The following is a 25,896-nucleotide window of genomic DNA, read 5'->3' as shown; positions in this document are numbered from 1 at the left end:
AACTATATGATCATGCAATAAGCGGTAAATGAAAAGTACGTATTAATATAAATAGTGGAATAAAAATGAACAAACATCATCTTTTCTGTAAGGAATAATTTCATGCAAAATACAAAAACATTAATTGACGACAAGAATAAGGAACAAAAAGGAGGTTCCGATTTTAATTCAATCCCAAAAGATGGACATTTCGTAAATAATGATTTCCCGTCTTTTATTAAATATATGGGGTCTAAAACTAAAATACTTGATTTTGTTGTAGATGGAATTAATGAAATTTACAATGGAGGAGGAATATGCGATCTTTTTTCAGGCTCATGTAGCATAGCTGGCAGCTTAGGGCACAGTGTGAAAATATATTCAAATGATATCCAAGCATATTCCGAATCAATAGCACATGCATATCTGACTTCATGGAAAAAAGAAGAATCATTCATATCTGGGCAGGAAATTATAACCAAAGCTGAAAAGATTGTTCAAAAGAATTTGAGCCATTTGCCTGAAGGTCTGTCATATGACGATATAAAAGGTGGGCTTAAAGAGTTTAACTTAGTAGAAGAGGCAAATCAATCATTGATTGATGTTTCTTTTGATTTTGATTGGCACCTTTTTACTAAATATTATTCAGGAACATGGTGGAGTTCATATCAGTGTCTGTGGATTGATGCGATCAGAGAAATTGCGGAAACCCAAAAATCAGAACCTCATTATCATCTAATTATCTCTTCTCTTATGCATGCAATGGCATATTGTAGTCAGGGGACAGGGCACTATGCACAATACAGGGATGCAAAAACTGAATCTTCAATGAAAGATATCTCAAATTATAGACAGAAAAAAATAGCTGATTTCTTCCTTAGGAAATATGATAGTGTTTCTTCAGAGCTTTTGACAATCCCTCCTGAATTTGATCATGAAATTACGACTATGGATTTCAGAGAAAGGCTGGCAACTCTACCTAAATGTACTGTGTATGCTGATCCTCCTTATTGTTTTGTCCATTATAGTCGCTTTTACCATGCTTTAGAAACTCTTGTACTCTATGATTACCCGGATTTGCAGTTTAAAGGTGGCAGCGTTGTGAAGGGAAGATATAGGGATGATAGGCATCAGTCACCTTTCTGTATTCGAACTAAGGTATTAGATGCTTTCAAAGACCTGTTTACAGGTATAACTTTAAGCAGCAGCAATTTAGTTCTAAGCTACAGTAATACTGGGATGATCTCTCTTGAGTGTATATTAAAAACTGCAGAAAGTATCATGAGCGGTTATCACATAGAAATAAGAGAGTTAAATCACAAGCACATGACAATGGGAAGAAAAAATGATCGAGATCGGGATGTTAAGGAGTATACCCTTCTAGCGTGGAAGGAATGAGTGGACAAAAAGGAAGTTATTGAACAAATTCCTATTTGCACCTTCCTTTTTGATAACTCTATTATGAATTATCTACATCCGAAGCCCTTATTACACAAGGAGATTTGATTCCTATAATAAGTAAAGGGCATCCTCCTTGCCTTCTAGCTTTCACTCTAGGTAGAAGTTTTCCCATTTGTGTTGTTGAAGCACCGTATTTCTTCATTATTTCTAAATCATGAAATATATCATTTAACTCTACACTTCTTGTCAGTATTATTCCACATGAAATAATTCCGTTTTCATGAAAAGCTCTAAAAGCAGATAAATCTCTATCAAAAGTTTGATCTTTTGAATTCCATTCTACATCAAAAGCTACTTTATTTTTCAAATGATCAATATTATATCCAACCATATAGTCCTTAATAATGAACTGTTCTTCCTCTTTTGAATTTCTTTTTTTTTGTCTGACAACCAAATCGGCGCTTAGCTTTGTTTCTTGCCATTGTCGAGGAGTTAAAAAGTTCGCGATTTTTTTAGGAATATCTGATTCGTTTCCTCCACCTTTAATAATTTCACTTTCGTATATAACGAAGTCATTTAAAAGATGACATATTTCATCCCATTCTTGCGGATAAGCTTGGGTCAATATCTCAATAGCTGAGCCATAATTATGAATTTCATACTTTTCTTGTAGTGCTGGAAACTTTTCAATTGTTTCTGTTGGAAGTGAATTCGGTTTCATAAAATTCCTCAAGCCTCTTGTTTCTTTCTTCTGTAGAGGCAATTATTCTGTATGTCCCAAGACTATATAATCTTCATCTAAGCAATATGAAAGTAATGTATAATGATAATGAGAGAATCCTTTGTCAGAACTATGGACTAAGAAGTATCTGTACAATAGGTCTGTGACTTCCCTTGCTGCATATACTTGCCAATAATTGTCACAAGATCATTATACTCTAAGACAAGATTACCATTGGTAATAAAGCAAGAGAATATGGGGGTTTAAACCAACATCACACTCTAATGGAAGGAATTAGTATTTTCGTGGTAATAAAGCGTACCACTTTTTCTTGTTTCCTAAATCATCTTCATATGGATAATTTTCTTTCCATATTAGTGGCATGGTATTGTTTGGGATAGCATAGTGAAAACATAGAAGTAAACCCTTATCGAAATCTACTTTGCCTTTCAAGTAATTGTTGATGATTCCTATTTTTTCTTTTTCAGTCTCTTCAAAAATTATGCATTTATCACTGTAAAACTGATGTTCTTCTTCACAGAGAGTCTCACCACAGATTACATTGAAATTTGTACTATTAACAACAGCTTCGATTCCATTTGGAGTGCCAAACAAACAAATTAAATATGATTCATGATGTGAAGTTAAAATTAAATTTAGTTGGTCTTCAATATAGTCGCAAGATTGCTTTCCTGTACCAATTAAATCATCTAAAAATATTATAGTACTGTCGGTTGGTTTTTCAGGGATTTGCCAAGAGTCAATTATTTTATCATCATATCCATCAACTGCATGTCGAAATTCATATAGAATCAAATCTCCACTTTTACCCCTACATCCAAAGCTAGTTATGAAAGTGTTGGGGTGTTGGAAAATTGCTTGGTTTTGTTCTACTAAATCCCTCAAAATAGTCCTTATATCGCGAGAGGAGATAATTCTTAGATTTTCAATTATTTTTATGATTGTTTCTTTTTCGAGGTCTAATTGATCTAGTTGATCAGCCCAATTTTGAACTGAATTATCTCTATAACTACTACACTCTCGTAACTTGCTTTCATATATAGAAAAATCTTCTGTAGAAGTCATTTTAATCAATTTCTTCAAGAATGTTTTCTACTTGGTCATGCAAGGCTTTTATTTGGTTAACAAAGTAATAATCACTAATTAAGTCAGGATTTATGTCTTTAAGATTATTAATTAAATAGCTAGTATATTTTAGTATATTTTGTCTAACTTTATCATTTTCAACTTCAGTAGACATAAATATATCTAATTCACAATCACTATTATTAATGAACATTTCTATTTTATCAATAAATTCTTCAAAATTATTTGATTTTTCATAGTAAGCCATTGATTTTCGGATCTCTCTAAAATCTTTAACATCTACAATATGACCATCTAAGAATTTATCGATCATTTTATCGACTAATCGTTCTGTACCTTCCGAAAAATAGAATTTAGATTCGTGGCTTAATCTCTTTGCAATTGGATGTAACTCTATGAAAAAGTCTGTCGAAATTTTAGCTCCTTTTTCCATCAAGTAATTTCTATATTTGTGTGGGAACCACAGTAGTATCCTACATCTTCGGATTGTACTTCGGTTAACACCCGTAAACTCGTGCAAAGTCCGTTCATTATCCGTTCCTAACTCTCGGATAATCATTTCAAGTTTCAAAGCAGTTGGGAACAAAGCCCATTCCTTACGAAAATGATGAATATTGAACATGTACAATATGTTTTGTGTCACTCCTTCGGGCTCATCAATAATATTCACTGGGATTTCTTCCATTGAAAGTTCTTGAGCACATCTCCACCTTCTTTCACCATCAAGTAGAATATACCTTTCAGGAGGAGTACCTTTTCTATTTTCATATACTGTTAATGGAACTAAGATACCCACTTTTTCAATTGATTTTCTTAATTCAGATAATGCTCCCTCTTCAAATACTAATCTAGGATTGTGAGGATTAGGTGCGATGTCAGTAACTTTTACAGTTTGCAGTGTTTTGTTTTCCATAAAATCATCTGCTTAAATATTTTATTAATATGAGATTACTTAAAAAATAAATCGTTATCACTCTAAATAAAGTTAACTAACGTTTCAAAAAAGAACTTCAACCGTATTTTTATGAAAGCGAGTTTTACATATTGTTAGTAAACATTGTGTTTTTGATTACTACTTCCCCTTCCAATAACTACACAAAGGATTTGATTTGAACCTCGCATACATCCTCTACGTTATTTAGCCCCATCAGCCAATATCATTACCTTATCGTATCAATCACACAGTAGAGCTTTTCTCACACAGTTTACATGAGGAATGTCCCGAATAATTCTTTTCGGTGATAATCAATGACAACCGAAGTAGAGTTTCAGAAGTTTCTTGAAAAAGCAATATGGGAAAAGACTTGGGAAGATGAAGAGGACGAGGATGCAGAAATACAATCATTCCAAGTTCTAACGTTTGAAGATGCAGGTATGCTAACTACAGATAAGGGTCTTGTTGTTATTGCTCCTGACAGGACAACATTTACAGTTACCATTCAAAGGAATACGTGGTAACATGGATGATATTTTTGGTGAGCCGATTTACACCTACACATCTGAACAGGCAGCAGATGATGGAGTCCTTTTTGATATCATTCAAGTAAATCCTGAATGGGCAAAGGGCTTGTTTAGATATGTGACAATGAACCTGATGGAGCATGGCTACCTAAATGATAAAGAGGTCAATATTTCCAACCTAATGGACTTACTTGTTCAATCAACTCTTATCATTAAAAATGCATCAAATGGCTTCAAGGACAAACCTGATACATTTTATTCAGGAGATATAGAACTACCCCGTGGGCAGAAACAGAAAGTCTTCATCTCAATGAACGAATATCAGAAATATACAATTATGCTGCCTGAAGACTACTAATTTTTTTTCATTTTTTCTTGTTCTAATAATTCACGTAGATTTCTTCTTGCAATTTTTTTAGCATTTTCTTTATCAACATACCAACTACTTTGATTCAACTCCTTTTTAAAACCACATCCAGGATAAGGACAACTCCAATTGTATAAACCAAAAAAGTTTTTGTTTTGACATAATTCAGTTTTACATTTTGGACATAATGGCGGAAGTTTAATATCAATATCATCAATAAGCTCAAGTTCATCTTTAGTAGGTATACGGCCTGTTTTTGGGATACGTGTAATCCAAAGAACACCATTATATGGAAATGGTGGGAATTCTTTCCAACCATAACGAGGACTACCCCCTATAATAGAAGGAGCATATTGGTAATCTCGCTTGTTTTTCTTATGGTTATAAATGAACCAAACTACTACAATAAAAACAATTATTTTGTAGTATATTGAAGGTATTTGCCCAATAAAAGAAGGGACATCACCACTAAAACTAATTGATACAGAACTTTTTAGATATTGAAATGCACTATCAAATACTAAAGTAAGAATGTATCCGAGTAAAGAACTTATTAAAAGTTGAGTAACATCATCTTTATTAATGCAAACCCCTTTCCATCAAAACATTGTAACTCGTTTTAATGAGTTTAACAAAAATAAATAGTTTATGATAAGAGTCATATAAGAAGGAAAGTTCACAATTATGCTACCTGAAGATTACAAATTTTTTCTTTTTTTCATTGCCTGACCTTGATATAAGGTATGTAATTCATACATATTATATATTATAAGAAATCTAATATAATATATAATGGAACAGAATCCAATTGACATATCAGGAAAAGATATATCCGGTCTTGTAAACACAGGAGAACAATTACTGGAACTGCTGGATGAGATGTCTGCAAATAACGAGCACGAATACCAGAAAAATCGTAATATTTTCACATCGGAATATGGAAAATGGTATGCAAACTGCCTTTCACTAATTAGAAGTGTAGCACCTGATAAAGCGACCAGATTTGAAAGCCTGTATCATACTAACAAACGTTCAGGAATGAATGAATATACCTACACTGTGCAGGATTTTATTCATGGCATCTATTTTAAGGACAAGTCAAAAAGCTACACAGATGCTATAATCTCAAAAAGAGTGAAAGAACAGATGTCAATTTTACAGGCATCAGTAGTTAGAAACAGTGATTTTACATTTGAAATGGAACAGTTTGTCAAAATAAACCCGATAAATGGACTGGATTCTTCATCTATTGTTAAGCAGAACAAATTGATAGATATTGATTTTATTGATGATCACTACAATTCTATCCGCACGGAAATAAATACCTGTTTTAAACAGGGATTTTACATGGCAAGCCTTGAGCTATCAAAAAGACTCATAAATAGCCTTCTGGTAGACCTTATAAGAAGTAATTTTCCACTTGCAGGCGAAGGTCACAGGTCACTTTACTATGATTATCTGAAGGAGGACTTCAGGGATACGGAAGAATTGTTAAAAGAACTCTCTGAGAAAAACCACGACTTCAATATAAACCCTGAAGCTTTCTATTATTTGATAGAGCTTATCAGTCCGATGGAACCTAAGAAAAAACCGGAATCCCATAGTTTCGGAGATATCCCTAAAAGAGAAGATATTCAGAATCTTAGAATTGAAGAAGCAATTGAACTTATCATCGAAATAATCGACTTTATCAAGAAATAGATCATACATTTTATTTACGAATAACTATGCAAAAGGACAAATTATCGGTCAAGGAACTGCAGTTATCCTTTGCTTCTTTTAAGAAAGGCAAAGAAGAAGAACTCGCCAGACACGTGAACAGCTTCTTTCAGTAAGGAAAACGCTTTTACTTTTACATTGTCCATCTGCAAAAATACCTGACACTTTAGCCTTATTTTAAACTCATTTTAATTGATACTAACTTCAAACCGGTTCGCAGTTTAGGCAACTGTTTTATCTGTTTAAATTCATTAGAGTTATGGGGGAGTGAGGAATCTATGAAAAGTAACAACACATTTGTAGGGATAATAGTACTATTTACGATTATACTGGTTACGATTGCCACTTTTTCACTGGGATGTGCTGAACCACCAGTAAACCCTGATAATGAATCAGTTCCTACTGAAGAAAACAACAGTGACTATGTTTACGGAGATGCAAACGTAGAAAGCATACAGATACTGACACTTGAATCGTTCCCTGTTAAGATACAGGTAACTGCAACGGGATATCTGCCGGATGGCTGTACAGCCATAAATGAGAAAAATGTCTCATATGATGAAGAAACAAAGAGCTTTACAGTTCATATCACAACCATAAGACCTGCAGATGCAATGTGCACCGAAGCATTGGTAGCATTTGAAGAAACTGTTGCTCTTGACGTATACGGTCTTGAAAAAGGCAGCTATACAGTGGATGTAAATGGTGTGACTGATAAATTCGAACTTCAGGTTGACAATATTCTACAAGGATGAGTGTTCAAGCTCATTCCTTTTCTGCTTTTGCTGAAAAATGTTCCACGTTCCTGATACACGAAAGATATTGCAGATGCCTGAACAATGTCTTCTGACAATTCATCTGCAATTACTCTGGGCATTAAGATCTTTGTCTTTAAGATTCAGAGGAACACTGATATAGAACGTAGAGCCTTTGCCCGGTTCACTCTCAACCTCAATTGAACCACCATGCAGTTCAAGAAGATTCTTTACAAGAGCAAGACCTAGACCGGTACCTTCATACTTACGGTTACTGGATGAATCAAGTTGCACAAACGGCTGGAAGAGTTTTACCTGATCCTCTTTGGATATACCTATACCATTATCGTGAATACCTACCAGAAGCATCTGGTCTTTCATTGAAATATCAACATGGATCTCACCGTTTTCAGGAGTGAATTTTATTGCATTACCTATAAGATTGTACAATGTCTGTTTCAGTTTACCCCTGTCTGCATTTATGAAAATACTTCTTGGTTCCATGTTGAATTCAAGCAGAATATCCTTTTTCGATGAAAGTGGTTTCATCATGAGATGGATATCAGATATCAGATCTGAGAAATCAAATATCTCATAGAAAAGTTCCATCTTTCCGGCTTCTATCTTTGAAATATCCAGAATATCATCAATTAGATCCAGCAGGTGTTTTCCGCTATGGGATATATTTGCCATGAATTTATTCTGCTTGTCATTAAGTTCACCGAAGCTTCCGTCAAGCAATAGATCAGAGAAACCTATTACTGAATTAAGGGGCGTACGCAACTCATGGCTCATTGTGGCAAGGAACTCACTCTTAGTCCTGTTTGCAGCTTCAGCATGAATCTTTGCATCAAGGAGTGCTTTTTCGGTATTCTTGATCTCAGTAATATCAACAAAGCTTTCAATGAAAAGTTCACGGCCATATAGATTGACCGTTTCCACAGATTTCAGAATTTGGACCTTCGTGCCATCAGAACGTACAACTACACGTTCAGATTTATCAATGAAATGACCCAGATCGGTAATAGGACAACTTCCAACCTCTGCAGGACAAATGATATGATGACATATACGGCCGATTAAATCTTCTTTTTTGTAATTTACAATTTCCAGAGCAGTCGTATTGACATCTACTATTTCATGAGTATTGGCATCAATAACAACAACGCCACAATTGATATTGTCTATAATAAGACTCAATCTTTCCTGGTTTTCATGTTCCAGTCTTTCAATTTGTTTTCTTTCAGTGACATCACGGATTATAAGCTGAACAGTTGAATCTGTTTCATCCACAAGCGTAGCAGTTACTTCAGCATCGATCAGTTTTCCATTTGCTTTTTTGATCTGGACCTCAGCTTTACTAAAACCATTAATTATTGAATCACTTATAAGAGAATACAATAGTTCCCGTTGATTGTCACTTACCAGATCATTTAATCCTATAGCAATTATATCATGGTCAGGTACACATGTAAACACACATGCTTTGTCATTAAGATCCTGTATTATTCCATCTTTTACGATGAAAATTGGATCATTAGAGTGTTCAAAGATTGATCTGTATCTGCGTTCTTTCTCACGGAGAAGATTTTCAGCCTTTTTATTTTCAGTAATATCCCTGAAACTAAGAATTTGACCGATAACTTTGTCTTTAGCTAACAAAGGAAATGTAGAAATCTCAAAGTAAGTGCCATCTGTATATTGTGCGACGATAACATTGCTTACTCTTGTCATATGATATTTGTGTAGTATGGAAATGAGAAAATCATAATTGACAATTTTATCTTTCATGTGTTCAAATAACTTTAGGCCATCTTTTTCAACAAGAATATGTTCAGGAATATCCCATAAATCAATTAACCTGGATTTGAAATGAGTCATTTTATAATTCTCATCTATAACAATAACTCCATCTGATACAGAATCTATTATAGAAGAGAGAAGACTTTCTCTTGCACTAAGAGTATCAGCCAGATGATCTATACTTGAAGCCAGCGATGATATTTCGTCATTTCCCGGAACATCTGTGCTTTCATATGAGGAAAGATCAGTCTCTGCTGCATCCACATTTTTCTTCAGGATGGATAACCTGGAAAGTATGCCGTTTTCAAGGAATACAGTTCCTGCAGTTCCATAAAGAATACCGGCAAAAACAATTACATATAAAATATATGTAAATGTTTCCTTTGCTTTCTGATATATTGTACGGGGACTCGATACCTCAAGAAGTAAGGCAGGTTTTCCATAGATATCATTGATTACAGTGTATCCAAGAACAGTATTTTCGCTAATAGGCTCAATATGGATATGTTCTGGATCGTTAGTTGCTAATTGTACTTTATTTAACAGGTCATCATCCACACTGTAAACTTGAAGAAGACGATAATTTAATGGAGTGCCATGTACGTCTGAAAATAAATTAGCTATACTCCCGGTAAAGTAAGAACCTATGATCAAGGTTCCATTTGAACTAAAATTATCCCGAGGATCCTGAATCATATGGGATGCAACTATGAGAGGTCCGGCTGGTAATATTATTACACCTGAAAAAGTATTGTCACTGGATGAAGATAACAATAAAGGGTTTTCATCATCGAGAATGGAAAGAAATTCAGCAGGAACTGGAATTTCTGTGTTGGATCTATAATCATAACCCTTTTTATAAACAATATCATTAGAACTATCAAGAACTATGACAAAATTAAGATTATTTTCTTTCTGTTTATCATACACTAAACTCCAAAGACTGTAGTTAAATTCATTGTTTGATAACAGTTCATTAATATCAGGACTGGAACCCATATTCCGGGCTGTTACTTCAAGACCGGAAATCGAATAATCAAAGTAATCGATAGCCTCATCTATATCATCAGTAACATCCTGACGTTCAAGGTCTTTAAAATTATGGAAAATGATAGACCCTGAACTTAGATACAAGGTTAAAATCAGGAAGAAAAGCGTCAAACTGAAAACTAACAATGTCTTTGAGCGTAATTTCATGGCTCAACCTCAAACTCTTACGCAAAACGAGGATCAGTTTGAAGTTTCAAGGTGATATCGGATCTTTTCCTTAAAACTGTGGATATCTATTGGTTTGGAAATGTAATCAATGCATCCGGCAGCAATGAAACGCTCATCGTCACCGCGCATGGAATGAGCTGTCAATGCAATTACCGGAATGTCTTTTGTAGCTTCGTCTTCCTTTAATCGTGAAAGAACCTCTAGTCCGTCCATTTTAGGTAACTGGATATCCAGAAGAATCAGGTTAAACTTTTTTTCTTTCACCTTATCCAGAGCTATGAACCCGTCCTCTGCAGGAGTAACCTTATATCCGTAGGACTCCAGCAGATCCACAGTGAGTTCCATATTCACAGGATTATCCTCAATTACAAGTATGTCGCACATTTTTTCCTCAAGATATTTAGATCCCGTTTTCCTTTTGACCTTAAAACACCATCAATATTCAGGAAGAATATTGAAATGTAGTTATGATACTGACACAGGTAATATATAATAAATCTATAATAATAATGATGTTATTTAGTTGGTTACTCTATAAAAGCGTATCGCACACCAATATTCACTGCTGACATTTTCAAAATGTAGAACAGATGCTTATAAAATACAATAGAACTTAATGAAGAGAAATTAATCAGCAATGACCGAATTCATATATAACACATAATTCTTATCCGGGTTAAGTACTAAAAGAGGCATACTGAATGAAAGATAAAATTATGGATATACACCGTTCACCTTTCAGGATAGTGCTGGCAATAACCGGTGGGGGAACGGAAGCTATCGGGGAACTTCTACGTCATGGCAGTGGATCGGATACTCTTCTTGAAGCTATTGTCCCCTATAGTAAGGAATCATTACAGGACTTGATAGGAAAAGAACCGGATATGTATGCTTCTGCTGAAACTGCAAAGGATATGGCAATGTCAGCTTATCGCCGCGCATTGTTACTGGATTCCAGAACTGAAACGCCAGAACCATTGGATCTGATTGGAATTGGCGTTACATGTAAACTTGCAAAACAAGGATATGAGCGTGAAGGCAGGCAACATGAGATTTATTTTGCAAGTCAGTCATACTACAAAACTACTGTATCAGGTGTTACGTTCAAAGAGAAAGGAAGCAGGGAAGAACAGGAAAGCATTGCCTCAAATTTCATATTAGACAGAATAGCATCCCTGTGTGAACCAGAAAAATGTGCAAAACATAGTATCCGGGAAAATGATACCGGAGAGAAAACACTTATTATTGAAAAGGAAGTTGAAGCCGATAATGAAACTTCAGAGCTGCTTTTAAGGACACTGGAAAGCATTAATTTCGGAAAGAATGTTCCACGAAAAGTGAATCTTAAAATAAGTTCCAACAAACCAGGCATCATTATGTCAGGTTCTTTTAACCCGTGCCATAAGAATCATATTGAAATGGCAATGATAGCTTCTGAAAAATATGGTATGCCCGTAGACTTTGAAATATCCCTTGCCAATGTTGACAAGCCTCCTATTGACTACATATCCCTGAAAGAAAGAGTGGATTCTGTAAGGGTTTGTATGCAGGATATGAGAGAAGGTACGGCAGGAAATATATATCTCAGTAACTCTCCGCTTTTTGTAGACAAAGCTGTCCTGTTTCCGGGTTCAGTTTTTTTGATCGGAACAGATACCCTTAACAGACTCTTTAATATCAATTATTATAGAGAGGGAGAAGACATGCAGAGTCTCATCGATCACTTCAGGAAATACAATACCAGATTTTTGGTTTTCAGGAGAAAGGATGCGGAAATATGCAGTGAGATAGATATCCCGAATATCTGTGAGATAGTCTCATGTGATTGTTACGCTGATGATGGCACCTCTTCTTCAAAGATAAGAAATAAAAGAAAATGTAGTTTCAGATAATCCTGCAGGCATCGTATATGGAAGGACAGCCCCTCATATCATTTGTCTTTATGATATCTGCATTCACTGCATTTGCAAGTTTATGAACGATTCTCTTTGCTTTTGCCACACATTCAGCATCCATATCATCCCACTTACCAGATGATATATTGTCAAGTGTTTCCTTCAACATTAAAAGTTCATCTTTTGATACACATTTATCACTGGTCACACAATAGTCACTTTCTTCACTCAGGTTCTTTAGATTACAGAGTAGGTCATCCAGCTTGGAGCTTGTAAGCTCTTCGCTAAACCTGTGTTCAGACGGAATTACATTTTCTCTCAGATAATGAACTTCCGCAAGGAACAGGAAGCGGTCACACTCGTAGAACCAATCCCTTACATCATATAGTATATTCATACCCACACTATAAGTGATTTGACTTCTATGATATAAAACACTATGGAGTAAAAAATGTATAAAAGTTACAAGATTATTGGCAACGCGTGCACAACCGAATCAAACTCTGAAAAAGAGTTTTTGAATATTACAAGACTTCACTATTCACCTGAAAATATGAACAACAGAGTTTTCCGTCACTGTAACTGAGCATGCTTATCCGTTCCCTCGCCATCAGATCAAAGAGCTTTTCTATACCAGGCGGATAAGAACCCATTGGATTTGAAGGTACAAGAGGTTCACCATCAACCATTTCCACATAATACAAGTCCGAACTGAAATTCCGGATAAAACTGATATCATAGGCAATGAAAACGGCAATAGTATCCTCCATTGAGGCAGGCGGAATGAACTGTTCCATATCCTGTTCGGTCAGTTCTATGAGTGTATTATCCATAAAGGATGAATTAACCATATGCAATAAAAGGAATTTGTTGCAGCTAGTGCAAAAAACGTGTATTCGGCAAGAATAATCTGAAAGTTACAATTTAAATGTTACAATAAAAAAATTACTGATTGCAACTATATGTTCTGTTGTATATTTCAAATTTGAAATATCAAACACCATATGTATGAAATGAACAATATGAACAAATATAAAAAGAATACACAGAATTAGTCATAAATTGTAAGCCATACGCACGTATGAACATGTAAGCCGAAATGACCAAGAGTATGAATATGTAATCATACATCTTATGCTCCACACATGGCAGTCACACCATCCGTATTACAAAATAATACACGTATGAAAAAAATGAAATCAATAGTTGCTGCGATTGCGGCTTTGTTCTATGGACATTTTCAAAACATCGGCTTCCCGTGATCCCACCAGAAGTTTTTTTCCATTTTTAAATTCAAGCAGTATACCCTTGTTACCGCTTATACTATAGGCTTTGCCGTTGCGACCATATCTTATACCCCAACCACCATAATCCCTCAAGGGCCTATAGCGCACAGCCTCAGCAGATATTATGTCATTAATAGGATAATGCCTGAAGGAAAGGTGAATAGGAAAGAACTTCACGTAAAGACCGCTGTTGCGCACAACAACCACCAGACGAATAGACAGCATGAATATCGGGAAAATAAGTCCCATACCAATCAGAATTGCTATCATCCCTTCATCTGACACAGGATTACTGCCAAAAGGATGGCCATATATAAGCTGTTCTATAGCGCCATACCATGTCAGTCCGGTAGTCACAAGCAACAGTACCAGTAACCATATTTGCCTGAATTTCTGGACTTCACGGAAAATGATAGAGTCTGCTGAATCATCGTAAGTCATCAACAAAAATAAGAAACTGAAAATATATAATCATTGTTAATATTATGACTGTGAGGTAAATAATATGTATTCTATCGTGTACACCACAACTTCAAGTAAAGAAGAAGCCAGTAAAATTGGCAGAGAACTTGTGGAGAATAAACTTGCCGCCTGTGTCAATATACATGCCATTGATTCTGTGTATTCATGGGATGGAAATATAGAGGAAGATAAGGAATTTGCACTCTCCGCAAAGACCACAACATCAAGAGTGCAGGAAATAACCGATCATATCAGAAAAGTGCATAGCTACGAACTGCCAGCAATCGTTTCCTGGAAAATAACCGGGGAAAAAGAATATCTGAAATGGATATCTGAGAACGTGAAATCAGATTAAAGAGAAAATGAAACAAAAAACAGAATAAAATGAATCAATGCAGAAAGCCTGCATCAATTCAAAAAACCAAATTCCCTTATTCCGGCTTCTGCTGGATAATAGTCCTGACAGGGAACGGAATTTCGATACCTTCTTTCTCAAACTCAGCATTGATCTTTGTGTTGACTTCGTTTATTACAGTAAACTTCTCACCAGGATTGGTTACCCACATTATAATAGCAAAGTCCAGACTGAAATCGCCATGATTATCAAACCTGACATAAGGTACCGGATCATCCAGTACAAAATTGACACTTTTTGCAATATCAGTAAGAATTCCCCTAACTTTCTCCACGTCTGAACCATAAGCAACACCAATTGTTACCTTGACCATCATTGATTCTTCAGGAGAAGTGTAATTGGTGACTTTACTGTTGGCAATTATGCTGTTAGGGATTACTATCATGTTGTTATAAAGATTCTTGATCCGGGTACTGCGAATACCTACTTCCTGAACAATACCTATTTCACCATCATCGATCTCTATCCTATCCCCTGGCTTGAAAGGCTGATCGAAGTAAATTGAAATACCACCAAATAACTGGGATATAGTATCCTGTGCAGCAAAAGCAACTGCCAGACCTACGATACCTGCTGAAGCAAAAAGAGGGAGAATATCCGCATCCCATACACCTTTCAATATCGCGAGAATACCAAAGAATACAAGGAGCACGTCAACTATGTTCTTGAAAAGAGGTAGTAACTCATCATCCATTTTTGTATCGGTTTTCCTGACAAGATGAGAAAGTACATGCTTGAAAAGGATCTTATTGATCTTAAGGAGGGCAAATATCCACAGAATACTCAGACATGTTAGAAGAAGCCCCATGATAATTTCTATAGCAGCATTTCCAGGGAACACTATTTCTGCAGCTATGAAAGCTCCCACAAATGCAACCGTATAGAATATGGGCTTTTTAAGTGCATCAACAATTAGGTCGTCACAGTCATAACGTGTCTTTGCAGCATAATGCATGAAGACTTTTTCAAATAAAATATCTGCAATAAAAGCCAGTACAACCGACGCAACGATCACGATTGTTGCAGCCACAATATCCGAAGCGAAAGCTCCTGATTGGGACTGCACAAACTGATTGATATAAACAGGAATTGTATTGTTCAGAAACATGCTGCTTGGTTTGAATAAAACGTATATAAACTTTTTTAAACAAATAACAGGTTTAGAGAGTGGAAAAACTGGTAAGAAGAATAATATAGGGAACTGCAGATATTGCGGGCAATGAAAGAACGGAATTCGGATGTTGCAGTTGTGTGGGTAAATAAAGGGCTTAATGAGCAGGACCCTGAAAAAAAGCTTCATTATTTTGACCTGGCACTTGAGCTTGACCCGAACAACCCAGTGGCTCTCAACAACAAGGGCATGCTACTGTATAAGAAAGGAAAACTTCACGAAGCTATAGAGTGTTATGATAAAATACTCAAACAGTACAACATGTCCAGACATCTTCCTGCCCTTTATAACAAAGCCCTGGCATTAAAGAAAATGGAACGCTTTGAGGCTGCACTTACTTTTATGAACAGGGCACTGAAACAGCAACCGGATAGTGAGAAGATCAAACTGCATGTAGAAAACCTTACACGCATTGTTGAAGGGAAAGAAGAAATAAAGCCTCGTGTAGAAACCCGGATACCTATAGAAAAACTTGCTGTCAATCAGGTCTACACCCAATGGGAACCGCCAGCAGTAAGCACACTGCTTGCTTATGAGATGAAATGCAGTCAAAAAGATATCAAATACTACAAAGGCTTTGGTGAAGACCTTGTTAAAGAGAAGATAATTCAGGACAAGCTCAACCGGAGAGTATACTGCTGCGGAACATGCCAATTCCATAAAAAAGAGCTGTGCCAGCATAAAGATACAAAAGCAATGTTGATTTCTCAGAATGCCATATGCAGGAACTTCAGGCCAGAATAAGACCGAATGATAAAAAATAAGCAAAAAAATAAATAAAAAAGAAAGTGAAAAGGTTATCAGAGGATACCCAAATCAGTCAGACGCTCCGGAAGATACCTGTCCGTCACGAAATCAAGACCTTTTCCTGCAAAGGCCTGCTGTTCGGCTTTTTTGTTAATTTCAAGCTGGAGGGTTATTTGCTCTTTCCAGTAATCGCTGGCAAACCTTGGATCTGTAAGTTCACTTCGCAGGGCTGCAACGTCTTTGTCCGTGAGTTTATCAGTAGATAATTCATACTCCACAATATCAGAAGGCTGAACACCAATGAACTGGGCACCCGGTGTTGCCATATGCTCTGAAAGGTGGGCACTTTTAATTGCACCATATGCCACTGATGCAAAGATACGATATGACCATGGGTCACCGTCAGTAAAGACCACTACAGGAATATTCATTTCTTCATTCATTCTCTTGATGATACGGCGTGTGGAACGTGCAGGCTGACCTTTCAGGTGCACAAGAATAGCATCATTTCTTTCGTCAAAACCATTCTCGATAAGCCTTGCATACATACCACCAGTCTCAACTGCAATGATGAATTTTGCATCTGTGTCAAGGAATTCGATATTCTCAACGTTGAACGGGATCTGGTAACCACTTTCTCCTATATCCTCCTGGCAATGGATTACACGGTCACCACGTTTAGTTTCTTCACGCAGGCGTATGGGACCGAACATCGTTGCGCCGTCCTCTTCAGGGCGCATGTGGAAATATTCCCTCTGAAGACCGGAAATGATCTCAAGATCTTCAATTAGCCTGTCACTTTCAGGCTGTTCACGGAACTTTGCTATATCCCAGTTCTCTGAGATATAATACAGCTCTCTTAAAGTAGACCCCCTGTTCTGCCCGAGATGATTCTTTACAAGGAAATCTATTACATGAGATGTTTTCAATAACTGGAAAGCACCTTTTACAGTCTTTGCACTTCTTTCGGTTTCCCGGTCACCATATACCCATACATCACTGTCCTCACTGTACTCTATGTTGGCTTTTGTACGACTGGGAAGAGATACATTGGGAACTACCTCATCAATGAACTGGTCATACAGTTCACCTGCAAGACCGAGCAAACGCCCGCTTGCAATCTCATCATGTTCTTTTTTCTGCGGAGAAATATTATCTGCCATTTATTTACCCCCTGATAGCTTTTGCACCGGTAACAAGTTCTTCATCAAGACCCTCCACTATCAAAGTGGGTAATTTTGCAATTTCCGCTTCACTGAGTGTTGCTACAGAGTAATTGAGAACCTTGGAGGAGCTCGGAGGAATACTTAATTTCCATATGTAATCAAAATCACTACCCATGCTTATCACCTTGGGTTCCGGTACTGCATTTTCAATTTCAAATGGTACCATGTCATGTACATTGAAATCCTGTTTTTTGCTGGTGTAATTCTTAGCCCTGATGGAGATCTTTGCACCCCCATTGCCATCAGATTCTACAATTCGGTCTACCAGAAGATTACCCATAACCTTTGCAACTACAGGATTTATGTCAGGAACATCCCTTTCAAGAGTTTCGGCAAGTTTACTGGCCATCTTTGGCAGCACTTTTGTGATGATGATCTCCTTCTCACGTCTCTTTTTGAGATTATCACGCTTATTGAGATACCTGTTTAACTTCCTGGAAACTTCTTTGATGGCAAGTTCTATCTCATCTTTAATTTCAGGTATTTCTGCAACCGCGTCCTTTGATTCTGATGTGAACGGAACATTAGTTGATGCTACATGAACCAGGATAACCACAGGACCTGTTGGAAGTCCGCCACCTGGCTGATTCAATCCATACTGTTTCCACTTAACAGACTCTATTGCATGAGTGATAACACATCCTCCCTGCTGATACAGAAGAGGGACCCTGTTGGCAAAACGCATGATGTCTACACGATCATCTTTCTGGAGTTCACCACCAAAGGCAATTCCAACTTCAACAATGAAAGGATTACCTGAAAATACAGATGCAGCTCTAGTTGTTGTGGCGATGAAATCAACACTGAACTCCTTCTCAAGTCCCTTATAGATAAGATCTTCACCGATAGGTGAAAGACAATCCGTAGGAGGAGCCATTATCTTTACCTTTGAGAACGCATCCAGAAGCTTACGGGACTGTTCCCTTGTCATTTCATGAGGATCCAGATCAGGATCAAGACCTGAGGCCTTGCATATTTCTTCAGCGGCAAGGTGACCGATCTTTGAGAAAGAGTAACGCAGGAATGGTGAAAGTTTCTGTCTTTCAGTGTACCTCAGCATTTTCATGAGAGTACCAAGCTCAATTCCATGAGGATGCGGTAAAATCTCTTTTGCAGGGACAGGAAGTTTGTCTGTTGCTCTTTCAAATGTCTCCTGGTTCCCATCAGGTTCGATAAGGGTGATTCTTGCATGAGGATTCACGATAGCTGTGGCTTTCAGATACTCATAGATAGACTGGCGCCTTCCTTTTACATAAGAAGCTTCCATTTCCATTTCAATGCGAGTACCATGCGGCCTGTCCCAGTCCACCACATCATCCTTAATAATCTCAGGCTCGTTGGTGCTGGTATTTATCATCAGTTCGTAATAGTGAGCAGGTTTCCCATGACCTATCTTGGATATGATCTTTGTGTGATGACCGGATGTCAGTTGTGAATAAAGTACAGATGCTGATATACCTATACCTTGCTGACCACGGCTCTGCTTGAGAGCATGGAACCTTGAACCATAGAGGAGTTTTGCAAAGACCTTCGGAATTTGTTCCTTAATGATACCAGGCCCGTTGTCTTCTACGATGATTACTACGTTGTCTTTGCCCGAGCGTTCTATGTGAAGAAAAATATCAGGGAGAATCTCTGATTCCTCACATGCATCAAGAGAGTTATCCACTGCTTCCTTGACCGTTGTTATAAGACTGCGTGGGGCTGAGTCAAATCCCAGTATTTGCCGGTTCTTTTCAAAGAACTCTGCAACGCTTATTGATTTCTGGTTTTTGGCAAGTTCTTCTGCAATTGGATTATCCATAAAAGTATCTTCCTCGTCCGTTGTTGGCCACTATCCCTTGTGACCAGAAAACAATAACCGGGAATATATAAAAATGTTTTTTAAGGATCACGGATATGTATTTTCCGAGATCCATTTTTAGAGCAGACTTTACAATTTGCACTGACAAAATTCAAAATTAGATAGAGGGAGAGACCTATTTCAGCTCTGCGCCAACTATTGTCTGGGTAGCAGTGACTGAATCGGTTTCACGTATCAGATCAACTATGCTGTTTAGACTTCCAAGATCATCAACCTCAATGATCACAACAAAGTCATATTCTCCAAAAACGTGATATATGTCCTTAATACCTTCTATTCTGTTGAGTTCGTTAAAAGCTGCTCTTTCACTACCAGGCAGTACATTAACCATAGTTACGCCGATTACCATCTTTTTTACCTCATGGTTATTTATCTAACTAAGACTAGAAGTAGGATGCAAAGTATTTAGACGTTTTCAATAATTCATTTGAGACTCAAATAAGCAGTAAAAATGGAAAAGGTATCTCACAATCGTTAGCCGTTTATCGAAAAACACCTCATAATAATGATGAGTATGTGGACAAAATATATATACCAAGAACATCATACTAATGGTTGATGAGCGGGTTATCCTCTTTTTGACAATAACCCCCACTCCCCAACCCGCTCATACTCCACTCCGCTTTTTAAATACAAAAATAAAGAACCAGATAGCTAAAGCTGTTTTTGCATTTATTAATTAACTATAAACCAATTGATGAATAATTATGACTATAAGGGGTATGAAAAATCACACACGATACTACCTAAGATATATAAAAATAACAGGCACTTTTTTCTATTTATGTTGCGCAATTCATACCAAATAATACAACAATCTAAATAAAAGAATATAATGAGATTCAACTTATAACATCCCCCTATTTAAAGACAAACGTTGCAAATAGATAATTCTATAAAGCCAGAGTAAATCCAAAAGCTCAGGAACAAGAAGACATAAGAAGAACAAGAAGAAGCAAATAAATCGAATCTGGCAACATTACACAAAAGTAAATAGCATTCACTATACATAAATTAAAATCCATAAAATATAGTATACGAATAAAAATAGATGATGCATAATATATAATAAATAATCGATTATTTATCCTGCATATTGCATTGCAAATTATAGTGATGTTGATTTTTTAAGACGGCACAAAGTAACACTGAATTCCCAACCCTGACAAATCAGAAATCAAATAATGTTTTTTGTGGTTTTGCTGCAACTTCCTTTTTAGCAGGTGCTGCCCCGTCATTATTCTTAGCAGAATCCTTTCCAAAAGCGGAATCTAATGAAGTACTGTTTGAAGCTGGCAGTTTATCAAAACTAAGTTGAGAAGGATCTTTCTTTGGTGCAGCCTTTTCAACAAAAAATACAGGTTCTTCCGCGGAAACAAATGCCTGGCGCCGTTTCTGCGCATCATCATAGACCGCCTGAAGTTTTTTGGTCACTTTCTTTGCCCCTGCCATGTGAAGCACCTCATCCATATCAAGACCAAGAATAGCTACTATATCAGCAGCATATTCATCTTCCTGAATAAGGCGTGAATACATACCTGCTACCTCAAGACGGGAATAACGCATTGATTCATTACAATGTGAGCCTATCTTTACAGCAATGTTGTTCCTCATATCTCGCCGGGAACGCATCTGCCCCATCTTACGCCAGAGAGAAGGTGGCTGGTATTTTACAAAGCCCCCACGCATACGAGATTTGGAAACTACAGTTCCGCCAGTCATAAGCATGCCTGCATAACGCCACATGCGATAGTTCTGGCGCCTGCGCACACGTCCGAGGAAGCGGTCTGAGCGGGAAAGATAAGAATAAGCATGGACTATATCAGAAGTCAAGGCTTCCTCACCTTTGCCAGTATACTGGTATGGAAGATTTTCATCGACCCAGTGAATGAGATCCTCGGGAGTTTCATCAAGATTGTAGGTCGCTTCCAGGGCAGATGAAACATCCTTGCCTTTGAATATCCTCCCAACCACTTTGAATATAGATTCTTTATTATCGCGTTCAGAGGTGGAGATATCCTCAATATTGATCTCAGTACGACCCATTGCAATAGCCTGGAGATCATTTACAGCACTTCTGAAATCACCATCAGCAGATTCTGCAATCTTCTCTATAACACCCACGCCGCACATAACACCTTCCTGTACTGCGATCTTTTTTAGTGCCGGGACCATAGAGCGGGACTGCACCGAACCAAATTTGAGCTCAATACATAAAGAACGTACAGTAGATGAAAGTCCGTAAATATCATTAGCTATCAAAACAATAGGCTGACTTGCTTTCTTGATAACATCGACTATGGCACGTGCACCGCCACGGTCACTATTACCATGGAGATTATCAGCTTCATCAAGGATTATGAGCCTCTTATCAGACGTGCCAGTAAGGGTTTTCATTGTGGACGCGGAGCCTGCAACTTTTTCAATAACTCCTGCAGTCCTCTGGTCACTGGCATTCAGCTCAATGACCTCCCAGTTCATATCTCTGGCAAGCGCATGTGCAGATGATGTTTTACCTATACCTGCCTGACCGTGCAGTATTACTGCCCTTTTTTCAGGAATGCCATATTCCCATTGATCACCCCAGTTCCTGAGATCATCTATCACTTTCTTGTGGCCAACTACATCGCCCAGTGAGACTGGCCTGTACTTCTCTGCCCATTCCATCTGCACAGTCATGTTATTACCCAATATTCAGGAAAAGTAATTAATGTTTGCACCACTTTGTTGTTCTGATTGATATTATTGATGGTAGAGGTATCATCCATGGGATCGAATAGTACGGAAAATCTCCTGGGCCTTATAGAAAAAAGGGCATTGCAGAACAGGGCGAGAGTTGCCATAGGAGTACGCAACCCAAGTCCCAAGATGCTGAAAAGTGCCAGGGATGCACATGTAGCGGGATATGCGCATGTGATGCTGGTAGGTAACAAAAAAGAAATTGAAGAGATAGGTACAGACCTTGAGATAATAGGAACGAACGATCCCGAAAGAACCCTTGGAGACCTGCTCAAGTCCAGATACGTGGATGCTGCAGTCAGAGGAACAGCAGGAGCTTCCCAAACACTATCACACCTCAAGAAAATACTAAATCAGGAAAGCCTTCACAGAATCGCATTACTTCAGACAAATGAAGGTACACCTTTTTTCATTGCACCTGTAGGAATTGATGAAGGAAATGAACTGGCAGACAAGATCGAATTCATCAAGCTTGGTGTTGAATACATCAGAAGGTTTAACATTGAACCAGTTGTGGGAATCCTCTCAGGAGGAAGACTTGGTGACCTTGGACGTAACATCCGCGTTGACCAGACACTCGCTGAAGGAGACTTCATTGTAAACAGGATAAGGGAACAGGGAATTGATGCCAAGCATTATACCATCCTTATTGAAGATGCAATAAAGGAAGCAAATTTCATACTTGCCCCTGATGGAATCTCAGGAAACCTGATATTCAGAACTCTTGTATTCCTTGGAGGAGGATACGGGTTCGGAGCACCGATACTGATAGATGATTATGTATTTGTTGACACATCCAGAGTAGGAGGTCATTACACCAAGGCAATAATGCTTGCCAGTGCCCTGGTTGGTAAACAAGAGATAAATGCCGACGGACAATGACACAATAATTTATACAGGATGCATACAATCTAATTTATTAAATTCATTTTATCCATAGGAATGGTATTGCGACAATTAATGATGCATAGGGAATGAGCGATATGGAAGCTGTACTGATAAAAGGAAAAACAATCGCTTCTGCCTGGTCTCAACTTATCCACGAGATCTACGAGAAGGGAGAGGAGCATAAGCCGGACTATAAGACTATGACAAAGAGAGTTCATGCCACCATATATATTGAGGACGTGAACAACAATCAGGTTAGCCCTGCCGTACCCTTTGGAGAGAATCTTATAGCTAAATACAAGGAAGAACTTACTGAAGAATATGCAGACTGGTATAATTCCCTTGAAGATGATGATAAAAGAAAATTCGATTACTGTTATGCAAAACAGCTGTTCAGGTACGGGCAGGCCGCATATGACAGTGTAAATGCAAATGTAAAGAACCTGCGCCCCGGATCAAGAAGACATGTGGGTGTACTCTGGGAAAATGAAGTGCACATCCCTAAATTTGAAGATCAGCCCTGCTGGATCGCCTACAAGCTGGAACAATTGAATGATACACAAGTAAGAATATACCTGCTCTACAGATCATGGGACGCTTTCGGAGGATTCCCTGCAAATATACCTGCAATTGTAGAAGGATTTAAAAAGGTATTCAGAGAAAATGAACTGGATTATGAGATTGAATCACTTATCGCAACAGGATGGGACACTCATATCTATGACGCTGACTTACAGGCAGTGGAAAAAATATTCAAGACAAATGAATTATGCCCATTATGCAAATGCATAGCTCCAAAGCATTCATTCATTCAGACCACTAAAGGCAAGGCTTGCCCGGAATGTAAGAAATCCATGTGATATTACATTCATATTCTTTTTTAGTATTCACACAGCCTGTACTTTTCAAAGACTCATATAATGCATTAGTGTAACGTCTTTTGCAATCATTTTCACATATTAATCATACACAATAAGCAACAATCATATTTTTTAAAATATAAATTAGTTAATTATATATGTATGAATTATGCATACATTAATGTGATTCCACTAATCAGACCTTCAAGGAGAAATGTACCATGAAAAGACTTACTATCAGCATGTCCGATGAGCTTTTTGACAAACTGGACGTAATTGAAAATAAAAGCCTGTTCATCAGAAAGCTCATAGAAAGAGAACTCGAGGCTGTGGATAATTTCTCTTCTGAAGAAGTAATCCCATGGAGCGAAGGTTTCAGCATTCTCAAAAAAGATGTGGATATCATATTCAACCGTCTTGAAGAAATGGAAAACAAACTGGCAGGAGTAAATACTGCACATGAAAATGAGCCTTTGATGCAGGAGTCTTTAAGCCCTATGGCACAGAAAACTCCCGAACAAATACCAGCACCACAGGAAAATATTACACAGAATACTGACAGTAATGAAAATCCAGCATTTATTGAGCAAGTGCCAACTGAGAATTTTAGCACCCCTTACATTAGTGAAGCACAAATTCCAGAGCTAACTGTACCCACAAATATCCAGGAAGTTGTTGAAACTGCGCCTCCGGTTGAAACCATTGCGCAGGAATTCATACCAAAGGAAATTGCCATCACAGAAGAACAAATCACCCTGGATGAAAATACAGTGCTAGTTGAAAATAACGAGGAAATATCTAATCCCACTTTTTCAATTGAAATGGAAAATGCAGTAAATATTGAGACTCCGCACGAACATAAACTCTCTGAACTTGTTGCAGAAAAGATCCATAAGGAGATCGAAGAGGAAAAAAAGGATTTAAAAGAACCAGAAATCTCCCCATTCATGCATTCTGAGCGAGAGACGGCACAGTTTGATTTCCAGATGCCGGAATTTAAACCACCGGAACAGCAAATGCCACAAACAGAATTCCAGATGCCGGAATTTAAACCACCGGAACAGCAAATGCCACAAACAGAATTCCAGATGCCGGAATTCAAACCACCGGAACAGCAAATGCCACAAACAGAATTCCAGATGCCGGAATTCAAACCACCGGAACAGCAAATGCCACAAACAGAATTCCAGATGCCGGAATTTAAACCACCGGAACAGCAAATGCCACAAACTGAATTCCAGATGCCGGAATTTAAACCACCGGAACAGCAAATGCCACAAACAGAATTCCAGATGCCGGAATTTAAACCACCGGAACAGCAAATGCCACAAACAGAATTCCAGATGCCGGAATTTAAACCACCGGAACAGCAGAAGGAACAAACAGTATTTGCGATTCCGGAATTGCAAACATCAGATGTAGTACCATTCCCATCTGAAAATGATGGCGTCATGATGCCGAAAATGAAACCACCTGAAATGGCACCTGCAACTGGAAAGATGCCACCGTTTTATGAAGGAACAGAACCCATTCCGGAAATGCAAAGTGTTGCTCCTCAGATGAAGCCACCTGTTGTACAAAATAATGTAAACCCTACACAAGGACCAAAAACTGACAAACTTGAAACAAATATCCTAATGTACATGCCGCGAGGGGCGAAAGTTAAGAAAGAGATTATTAAAAGTTTAGTATCACGCCAGTTCAGCCAGGAAGATATTGACAAGAAAATACAAGAACTGGTTGCAAGAGAGATACTCATACTCAAACAGGAAAATGGTGTTGAACAGCTCCACAGGTTGAAATAAAACTAGT

Annotated in this window: 24 protein-coding genes; 11 read left to right on the top strand and 13 right to left on the bottom strand. The window is 37.6% G+C overall.

The window, feature by feature from the left end; all coding sequences use genetic code 11:
- Nucleotides 1-102: 102 nt before the first annotated feature.
- The gene (locus RE474_RS11435; protein ID WP_309310494.1) at nucleotides 103-1,377 is read left to right on the top strand and encodes a DNA adenine methylase; all 1,275 of its coding nucleotides are present in this window, start codon (nucleotides 103-105) and stop codon (nucleotides 1,375-1,377) included.
- 61 nt (nucleotides 1,378-1,438) lie between these two features.
- Here the strand turns inward: RE474_RS11435 and RE474_RS11430 are convergent, their stop codons facing one another.
- From RE474_RS11430 to RE474_RS11420, 3 genes are all read right to left on the bottom strand, one after another.
- Nucleotides 1,439-2,101 (bottom strand): BglII/BstYI family type II restriction endonuclease, encoded by a 663-nt coding sequence (locus tag RE474_RS11430; protein ID WP_309310493.1) that lies wholly within the window; start codon nucleotides 2,099-2,101, stop codon nucleotides 1,439-1,441.
- Between the two features lie 294 nt (nucleotides 2,102-2,395).
- On the bottom strand, nucleotides 2,396-3,187 hold the full coding sequence (locus RE474_RS11425; RefSeq protein WP_309310492.1) for a phosphoribosyltransferase-like protein: 792 nt from the start codon (nucleotides 3,185-3,187) through the stop codon (nucleotides 2,396-2,398).
- A 1-nt stretch (nucleotide 3,188) separates the two neighbouring features.
- On the bottom strand, nucleotides 3,189-4,121 hold the full coding sequence (locus tag RE474_RS11420; RefSeq protein WP_309310491.1) for a ParB/RepB/Spo0J family partition protein: 933 nt from the start codon (nucleotides 4,119-4,121) through the stop codon (nucleotides 3,189-3,191).
- A gap of 335 nt (nucleotides 4,122-4,456) precedes the next feature.
- Between RE474_RS11420 and RE474_RS11415 the strand changes: the two genes are divergently transcribed.
- From RE474_RS11415 to RE474_RS11400, 4 genes are all read left to right on the top strand, one after another.
- Nucleotides 4,457-4,666 (top strand): hypothetical protein, encoded by a 210-nt coding sequence (locus tag RE474_RS11415; protein ID WP_309310490.1) that lies wholly within the window; start codon nucleotides 4,457-4,459, stop codon nucleotides 4,664-4,666.
- Nucleotide 4,667: 1 nt separating this feature from the next.
- On the top strand, nucleotides 4,668-5,027 hold the full coding sequence (locus RE474_RS11410) for a hypothetical protein (protein WP_309310489.1): 360 nt from the start codon (nucleotides 4,668-4,670) through the stop codon (nucleotides 5,025-5,027).
- Nucleotides 5,028-5,828: 801 nt separating this feature from the next.
- A complete protein-coding gene (locus RE474_RS11405; RefSeq protein WP_309310488.1) occupies nucleotides 5,829-6,737 on the top strand; it encodes a hypothetical protein in 909 nt (302 codons plus the stop codon).
- A 296-nt stretch (nucleotides 6,738-7,033) separates the two neighbouring features.
- Nucleotides 7,034-7,510 carry a hypothetical protein gene (locus RE474_RS11400; RefSeq protein ID WP_309310487.1) on the top strand — a complete coding sequence of 159 codons (477 nt, stop codon included), beginning with the start codon at nucleotides 7,034-7,036 and terminating at the stop codon, nucleotides 7,508-7,510.
- Nucleotides 7,511-7,609: 99 nt separating this feature from the next.
- On the opposite strand, the gene RE474_RS11395 is transcribed toward RE474_RS11400, so the two are convergent.
- Nucleotides 7,610-10,510 carry a PAS domain S-box protein gene (locus tag RE474_RS11395; RefSeq protein WP_309310486.1) on the bottom strand — a complete coding sequence of 967 codons (2,901 nt, stop codon included), beginning with the start codon at nucleotides 10,508-10,510 and terminating at the stop codon, nucleotides 7,610-7,612.
- A gap of 33 nt (nucleotides 10,511-10,543) precedes the next feature.
- A complete protein-coding gene (locus RE474_RS11390) occupies nucleotides 10,544-10,915 on the bottom strand; it encodes a response regulator (RefSeq protein ID WP_309310485.1) in 372 nt (123 codons plus the stop codon).
- Between the two features lie 317 nt (nucleotides 10,916-11,232).
- Here RE474_RS11390 and RE474_RS11385 point away from each other — a divergent pair, with 317 nt between their 5' ends.
- Nucleotides 11,233-12,423, top strand: coding sequence for a nucleotidyl transferase family protein (locus RE474_RS11385; RefSeq protein WP_309310484.1), 1,191 nt, complete (start codon nucleotides 11,233-11,235; stop codon nucleotides 12,421-12,423).
- Here the strand turns inward: RE474_RS11385 and RE474_RS11380 are convergent.
- The 3 genes from RE474_RS11380 to RE474_RS11370 form a co-directional block, all read right to left on the bottom strand.
- Nucleotides 12,416-12,823: a hypothetical protein gene (locus RE474_RS11380; protein ID WP_309310483.1), complete on the bottom strand. Its 408-nt coding sequence runs from the start codon at nucleotides 12,821-12,823 to the stop codon at nucleotides 12,416-12,418. The two genes, RE474_RS11385 and RE474_RS11380, sit on opposite strands and share 8 nt — an antisense overlap.
- A gap of 127 nt (nucleotides 12,824-12,950) precedes the next feature.
- Entirely contained in the window at nucleotides 12,951-13,259 is a 309-nt protein-coding gene (locus tag RE474_RS11375) for a hypothetical protein (RefSeq protein WP_309310482.1), read from the bottom strand.
- Between the two features lie 366 nt (nucleotides 13,260-13,625).
- A complete protein-coding gene (locus tag RE474_RS11370) occupies nucleotides 13,626-14,153 on the bottom strand; it encodes a DUF6141 family protein (RefSeq protein WP_309310481.1) in 528 nt (175 codons plus the stop codon).
- Between the two features lie 64 nt (nucleotides 14,154-14,217).
- Here RE474_RS11370 and cutA point away from each other — a divergent pair, with 64 nt between their 5' ends.
- Nucleotides 14,218-14,529 (top strand): divalent-cation tolerance protein CutA, encoded by a 312-nt coding sequence (gene cutA, locus RE474_RS11365; protein WP_309310480.1) that lies wholly within the window; start codon nucleotides 14,218-14,220, stop codon nucleotides 14,527-14,529.
- A gap of 76 nt (nucleotides 14,530-14,605) precedes the next feature.
- On the opposite strand, the gene RE474_RS11360 is transcribed toward cutA, so the two are convergent.
- Nucleotides 14,606-15,697: a mechanosensitive ion channel family protein gene (locus RE474_RS11360; protein ID WP_309310479.1), complete on the bottom strand. Its 1,092-nt coding sequence runs from the start codon at nucleotides 15,695-15,697 to the stop codon at nucleotides 14,606-14,608.
- A gap of 111 nt (nucleotides 15,698-15,808) precedes the next feature.
- Here RE474_RS11360 and RE474_RS11355 point away from each other — a divergent pair, with 111 nt between their 5' ends.
- Entirely contained in the window at nucleotides 15,809-16,504 is a 696-nt protein-coding gene (locus tag RE474_RS11355; protein ID WP_309310478.1) for a tetratricopeptide repeat protein, read from the top strand.
- A gap of 56 nt (nucleotides 16,505-16,560) precedes the next feature.
- Here the strand turns inward: RE474_RS11355 and RE474_RS11350 are convergent, their stop codons facing one another.
- The 4 genes from RE474_RS11350 to RE474_RS11335 form a co-directional block, all read right to left on the bottom strand.
- A complete protein-coding gene (locus RE474_RS11350; protein WP_309310477.1) occupies nucleotides 16,561-17,670 on the bottom strand; it encodes a DNA topoisomerase IV subunit A in 1,110 nt (369 codons plus the stop codon).
- A 4-nt stretch (nucleotides 17,671-17,674) separates the two neighbouring features.
- Nucleotides 17,675-19,537, bottom strand: coding sequence for a DNA topoisomerase VI subunit B (locus RE474_RS11345; RefSeq protein WP_309310476.1), 1,863 nt, complete (start codon nucleotides 19,535-19,537; stop codon nucleotides 17,675-17,677).
- A gap of 175 nt (nucleotides 19,538-19,712) precedes the next feature.
- On the bottom strand, nucleotides 19,713-19,946 hold the full coding sequence (locus RE474_RS11340; protein ID WP_309310475.1) for an Lrp/AsnC ligand binding domain-containing protein: 234 nt from the start codon (nucleotides 19,944-19,946) through the stop codon (nucleotides 19,713-19,715).
- 821 nt (nucleotides 19,947-20,767) lie between these two features.
- On the bottom strand, nucleotides 20,768-22,276 hold the full coding sequence (locus RE474_RS11335) for a replication factor C large subunit (protein WP_309310474.1): 1,509 nt from the start codon (nucleotides 22,274-22,276) through the stop codon (nucleotides 20,768-20,770).
- Between the two features lie 87 nt (nucleotides 22,277-22,363).
- On the opposite strand from RE474_RS11335, the gene mtxX reads away from it, so the two are divergent.
- The 3 genes from mtxX to RE474_RS11320 all read left to right on the top strand — a co-directional run bounded on the left by mtxX (nucleotide 22,364) and on the right by RE474_RS11320 (nucleotide 25,889).
- On the top strand, nucleotides 22,364-23,218 hold the full coding sequence (mtxX, locus tag RE474_RS11330; RefSeq protein WP_309312252.1) for a methanogenesis marker protein Mmp4/MtxX: 855 nt from the start codon (nucleotides 22,364-22,366) through the stop codon (nucleotides 23,216-23,218).
- A gap of 92 nt (nucleotides 23,219-23,310) precedes the next feature.
- A complete protein-coding gene (locus RE474_RS11325) occupies nucleotides 23,311-24,084 on the top strand; it encodes a thymidylate synthase (RefSeq protein WP_309310473.1) in 774 nt (257 codons plus the stop codon).
- Nucleotides 24,085-24,305: 221 nt separating this feature from the next.
- A complete protein-coding gene (locus tag RE474_RS11320) occupies nucleotides 24,306-25,889 on the top strand; it encodes a hypothetical protein (RefSeq protein ID WP_309310472.1) in 1,584 nt (527 codons plus the stop codon).
- Nucleotides 25,890-25,896 lie beyond the last annotated feature (7 nt).

The sequence above is a fragment of the Methanolobus sediminis genome (assembly GCF_031312595.1).
Classification (GTDB): Archaea; Halobacteriota; Methanosarcinia; order Methanosarcinales; family Methanosarcinaceae; genus Methanolobus; species Methanolobus sediminis.
This window is presented reverse-complemented; position numbering and strand designations above follow the sequence as displayed.

Coding starts and splice junctions, on each gene's coding strand:
- RE474_RS11375 (WP_309310482.1), bottom strand. CDS start 13,259: ATGGATAATACACTCATAGAACTGACCGAACAGGATATGGAACAGTTC.
- RE474_RS11420 (WP_309310491.1), bottom strand. CDS start 4,121: ATGGAAAACAAAACACTGCAAACTGTAAAAGTTACTGACATCGCACCT.
- RE474_RS11320 (WP_309310472.1), top strand. CDS start 24,306: ATGAAAAGACTTACTATCAGCATGTCCGATGAGCTTTTTGACAAACTG.
- RE474_RS11355 (WP_309310478.1), top strand. CDS start 15,809: ATGAAAGAACGGAATTCGGATGTTGCAGTTGTGTGGGTAAATAAAGGG.
- RE474_RS11410 (WP_309310489.1), top strand. CDS start 4,668: ATGGATGATATTTTTGGTGAGCCGATTTACACCTACACATCTGAACAG.
- RE474_RS11425 (WP_309310492.1), bottom strand. CDS start 3,187: ATGACTTCTACAGAAGATTTTTCTATATATGAAAGCAAGTTACGAGAG.
- RE474_RS11415 (WP_309310490.1), top strand. CDS start 4,457: ATGACAACCGAAGTAGAGTTTCAGAAGTTTCTTGAAAAAGCAATATGG.
- RE474_RS11370 (WP_309310481.1), bottom strand. CDS start 14,153: ATGACTTACGATGATTCAGCAGACTCTATCATTTTCCGTGAAGTCCAG.
- mtxX (WP_309312252.1), top strand. CDS start 22,364: ATGGGATCGAATAGTACGGAAAATCTCCTGGGCCTTATAGAAAAAAGG.
- RE474_RS11350 (WP_309310477.1), bottom strand. CDS start 17,670: ATGGCAGATAATATTTCTCCGCAGAAAAAAGAACATGATGAGATTGCA.
- RE474_RS11340 (WP_309310475.1), bottom strand. CDS start 19,946: ATGGTAATCGGCGTAACTATGGTTAATGTACTGCCTGGTAGTGAAAGA.
- RE474_RS11380 (WP_309310483.1), bottom strand. CDS start 12,823: ATGAATATACTATATGATGTAAGGGATTGGTTCTACGAGTGTGACCGC.
- RE474_RS11430 (WP_309310493.1), bottom strand. CDS start 2,101: ATGAAACCGAATTCACTTCCAACAGAAACAATTGAAAAGTTTCCAGCA.
- RE474_RS11395 (WP_309310486.1), bottom strand. CDS start 10,510: ATGAAATTACGCTCAAAGACATTGTTAGTTTTCAGTTTGACGCTTTTC.
- RE474_RS11405 (WP_309310488.1), top strand. CDS start 5,829: ATGGAACAGAATCCAATTGACATATCAGGAAAAGATATATCCGGTCTT.
- RE474_RS11325 (WP_309310473.1), top strand. CDS start 23,311: ATGAGCGATATGGAAGCTGTACTGATAAAAGGAAAAACAATCGCTTCT.
- RE474_RS11360 (WP_309310479.1), bottom strand. CDS start 15,697: ATGTTTCTGAACAATACAATTCCTGTTTATATCAATCAGTTTGTGCAG.
- RE474_RS11400 (WP_309310487.1), top strand. CDS start 7,034: ATGAAAAGTAACAACACATTTGTAGGGATAATAGTACTATTTACGATT.
- RE474_RS11345 (WP_309310476.1), bottom strand. CDS start 19,537: ATGGATAATCCAATTGCAGAAGAACTTGCCAAAAACCAGAAATCAATA.
- RE474_RS11385 (WP_309310484.1), top strand. CDS start 11,233: ATGAAAGATAAAATTATGGATATACACCGTTCACCTTTCAGGATAGTG.
- RE474_RS11435 (WP_309310494.1), top strand. CDS start 103: ATGCAAAATACAAAAACATTAATTGACGACAAGAATAAGGAACAAAAA.
- RE474_RS11390 (WP_309310485.1), bottom strand. CDS start 10,915: ATGTGCGACATACTTGTAATTGAGGATAATCCTGTGAATATGGAACTC.
- cutA (WP_309310480.1), top strand. CDS start 14,218: ATGTATTCTATCGTGTACACCACAACTTCAAGTAAAGAAGAAGCCAGT.
- RE474_RS11335 (WP_309310474.1), bottom strand. CDS start 22,276: ATGACTGTGCAGATGGAATGGGCAGAGAAGTACAGGCCAGTCTCACTG.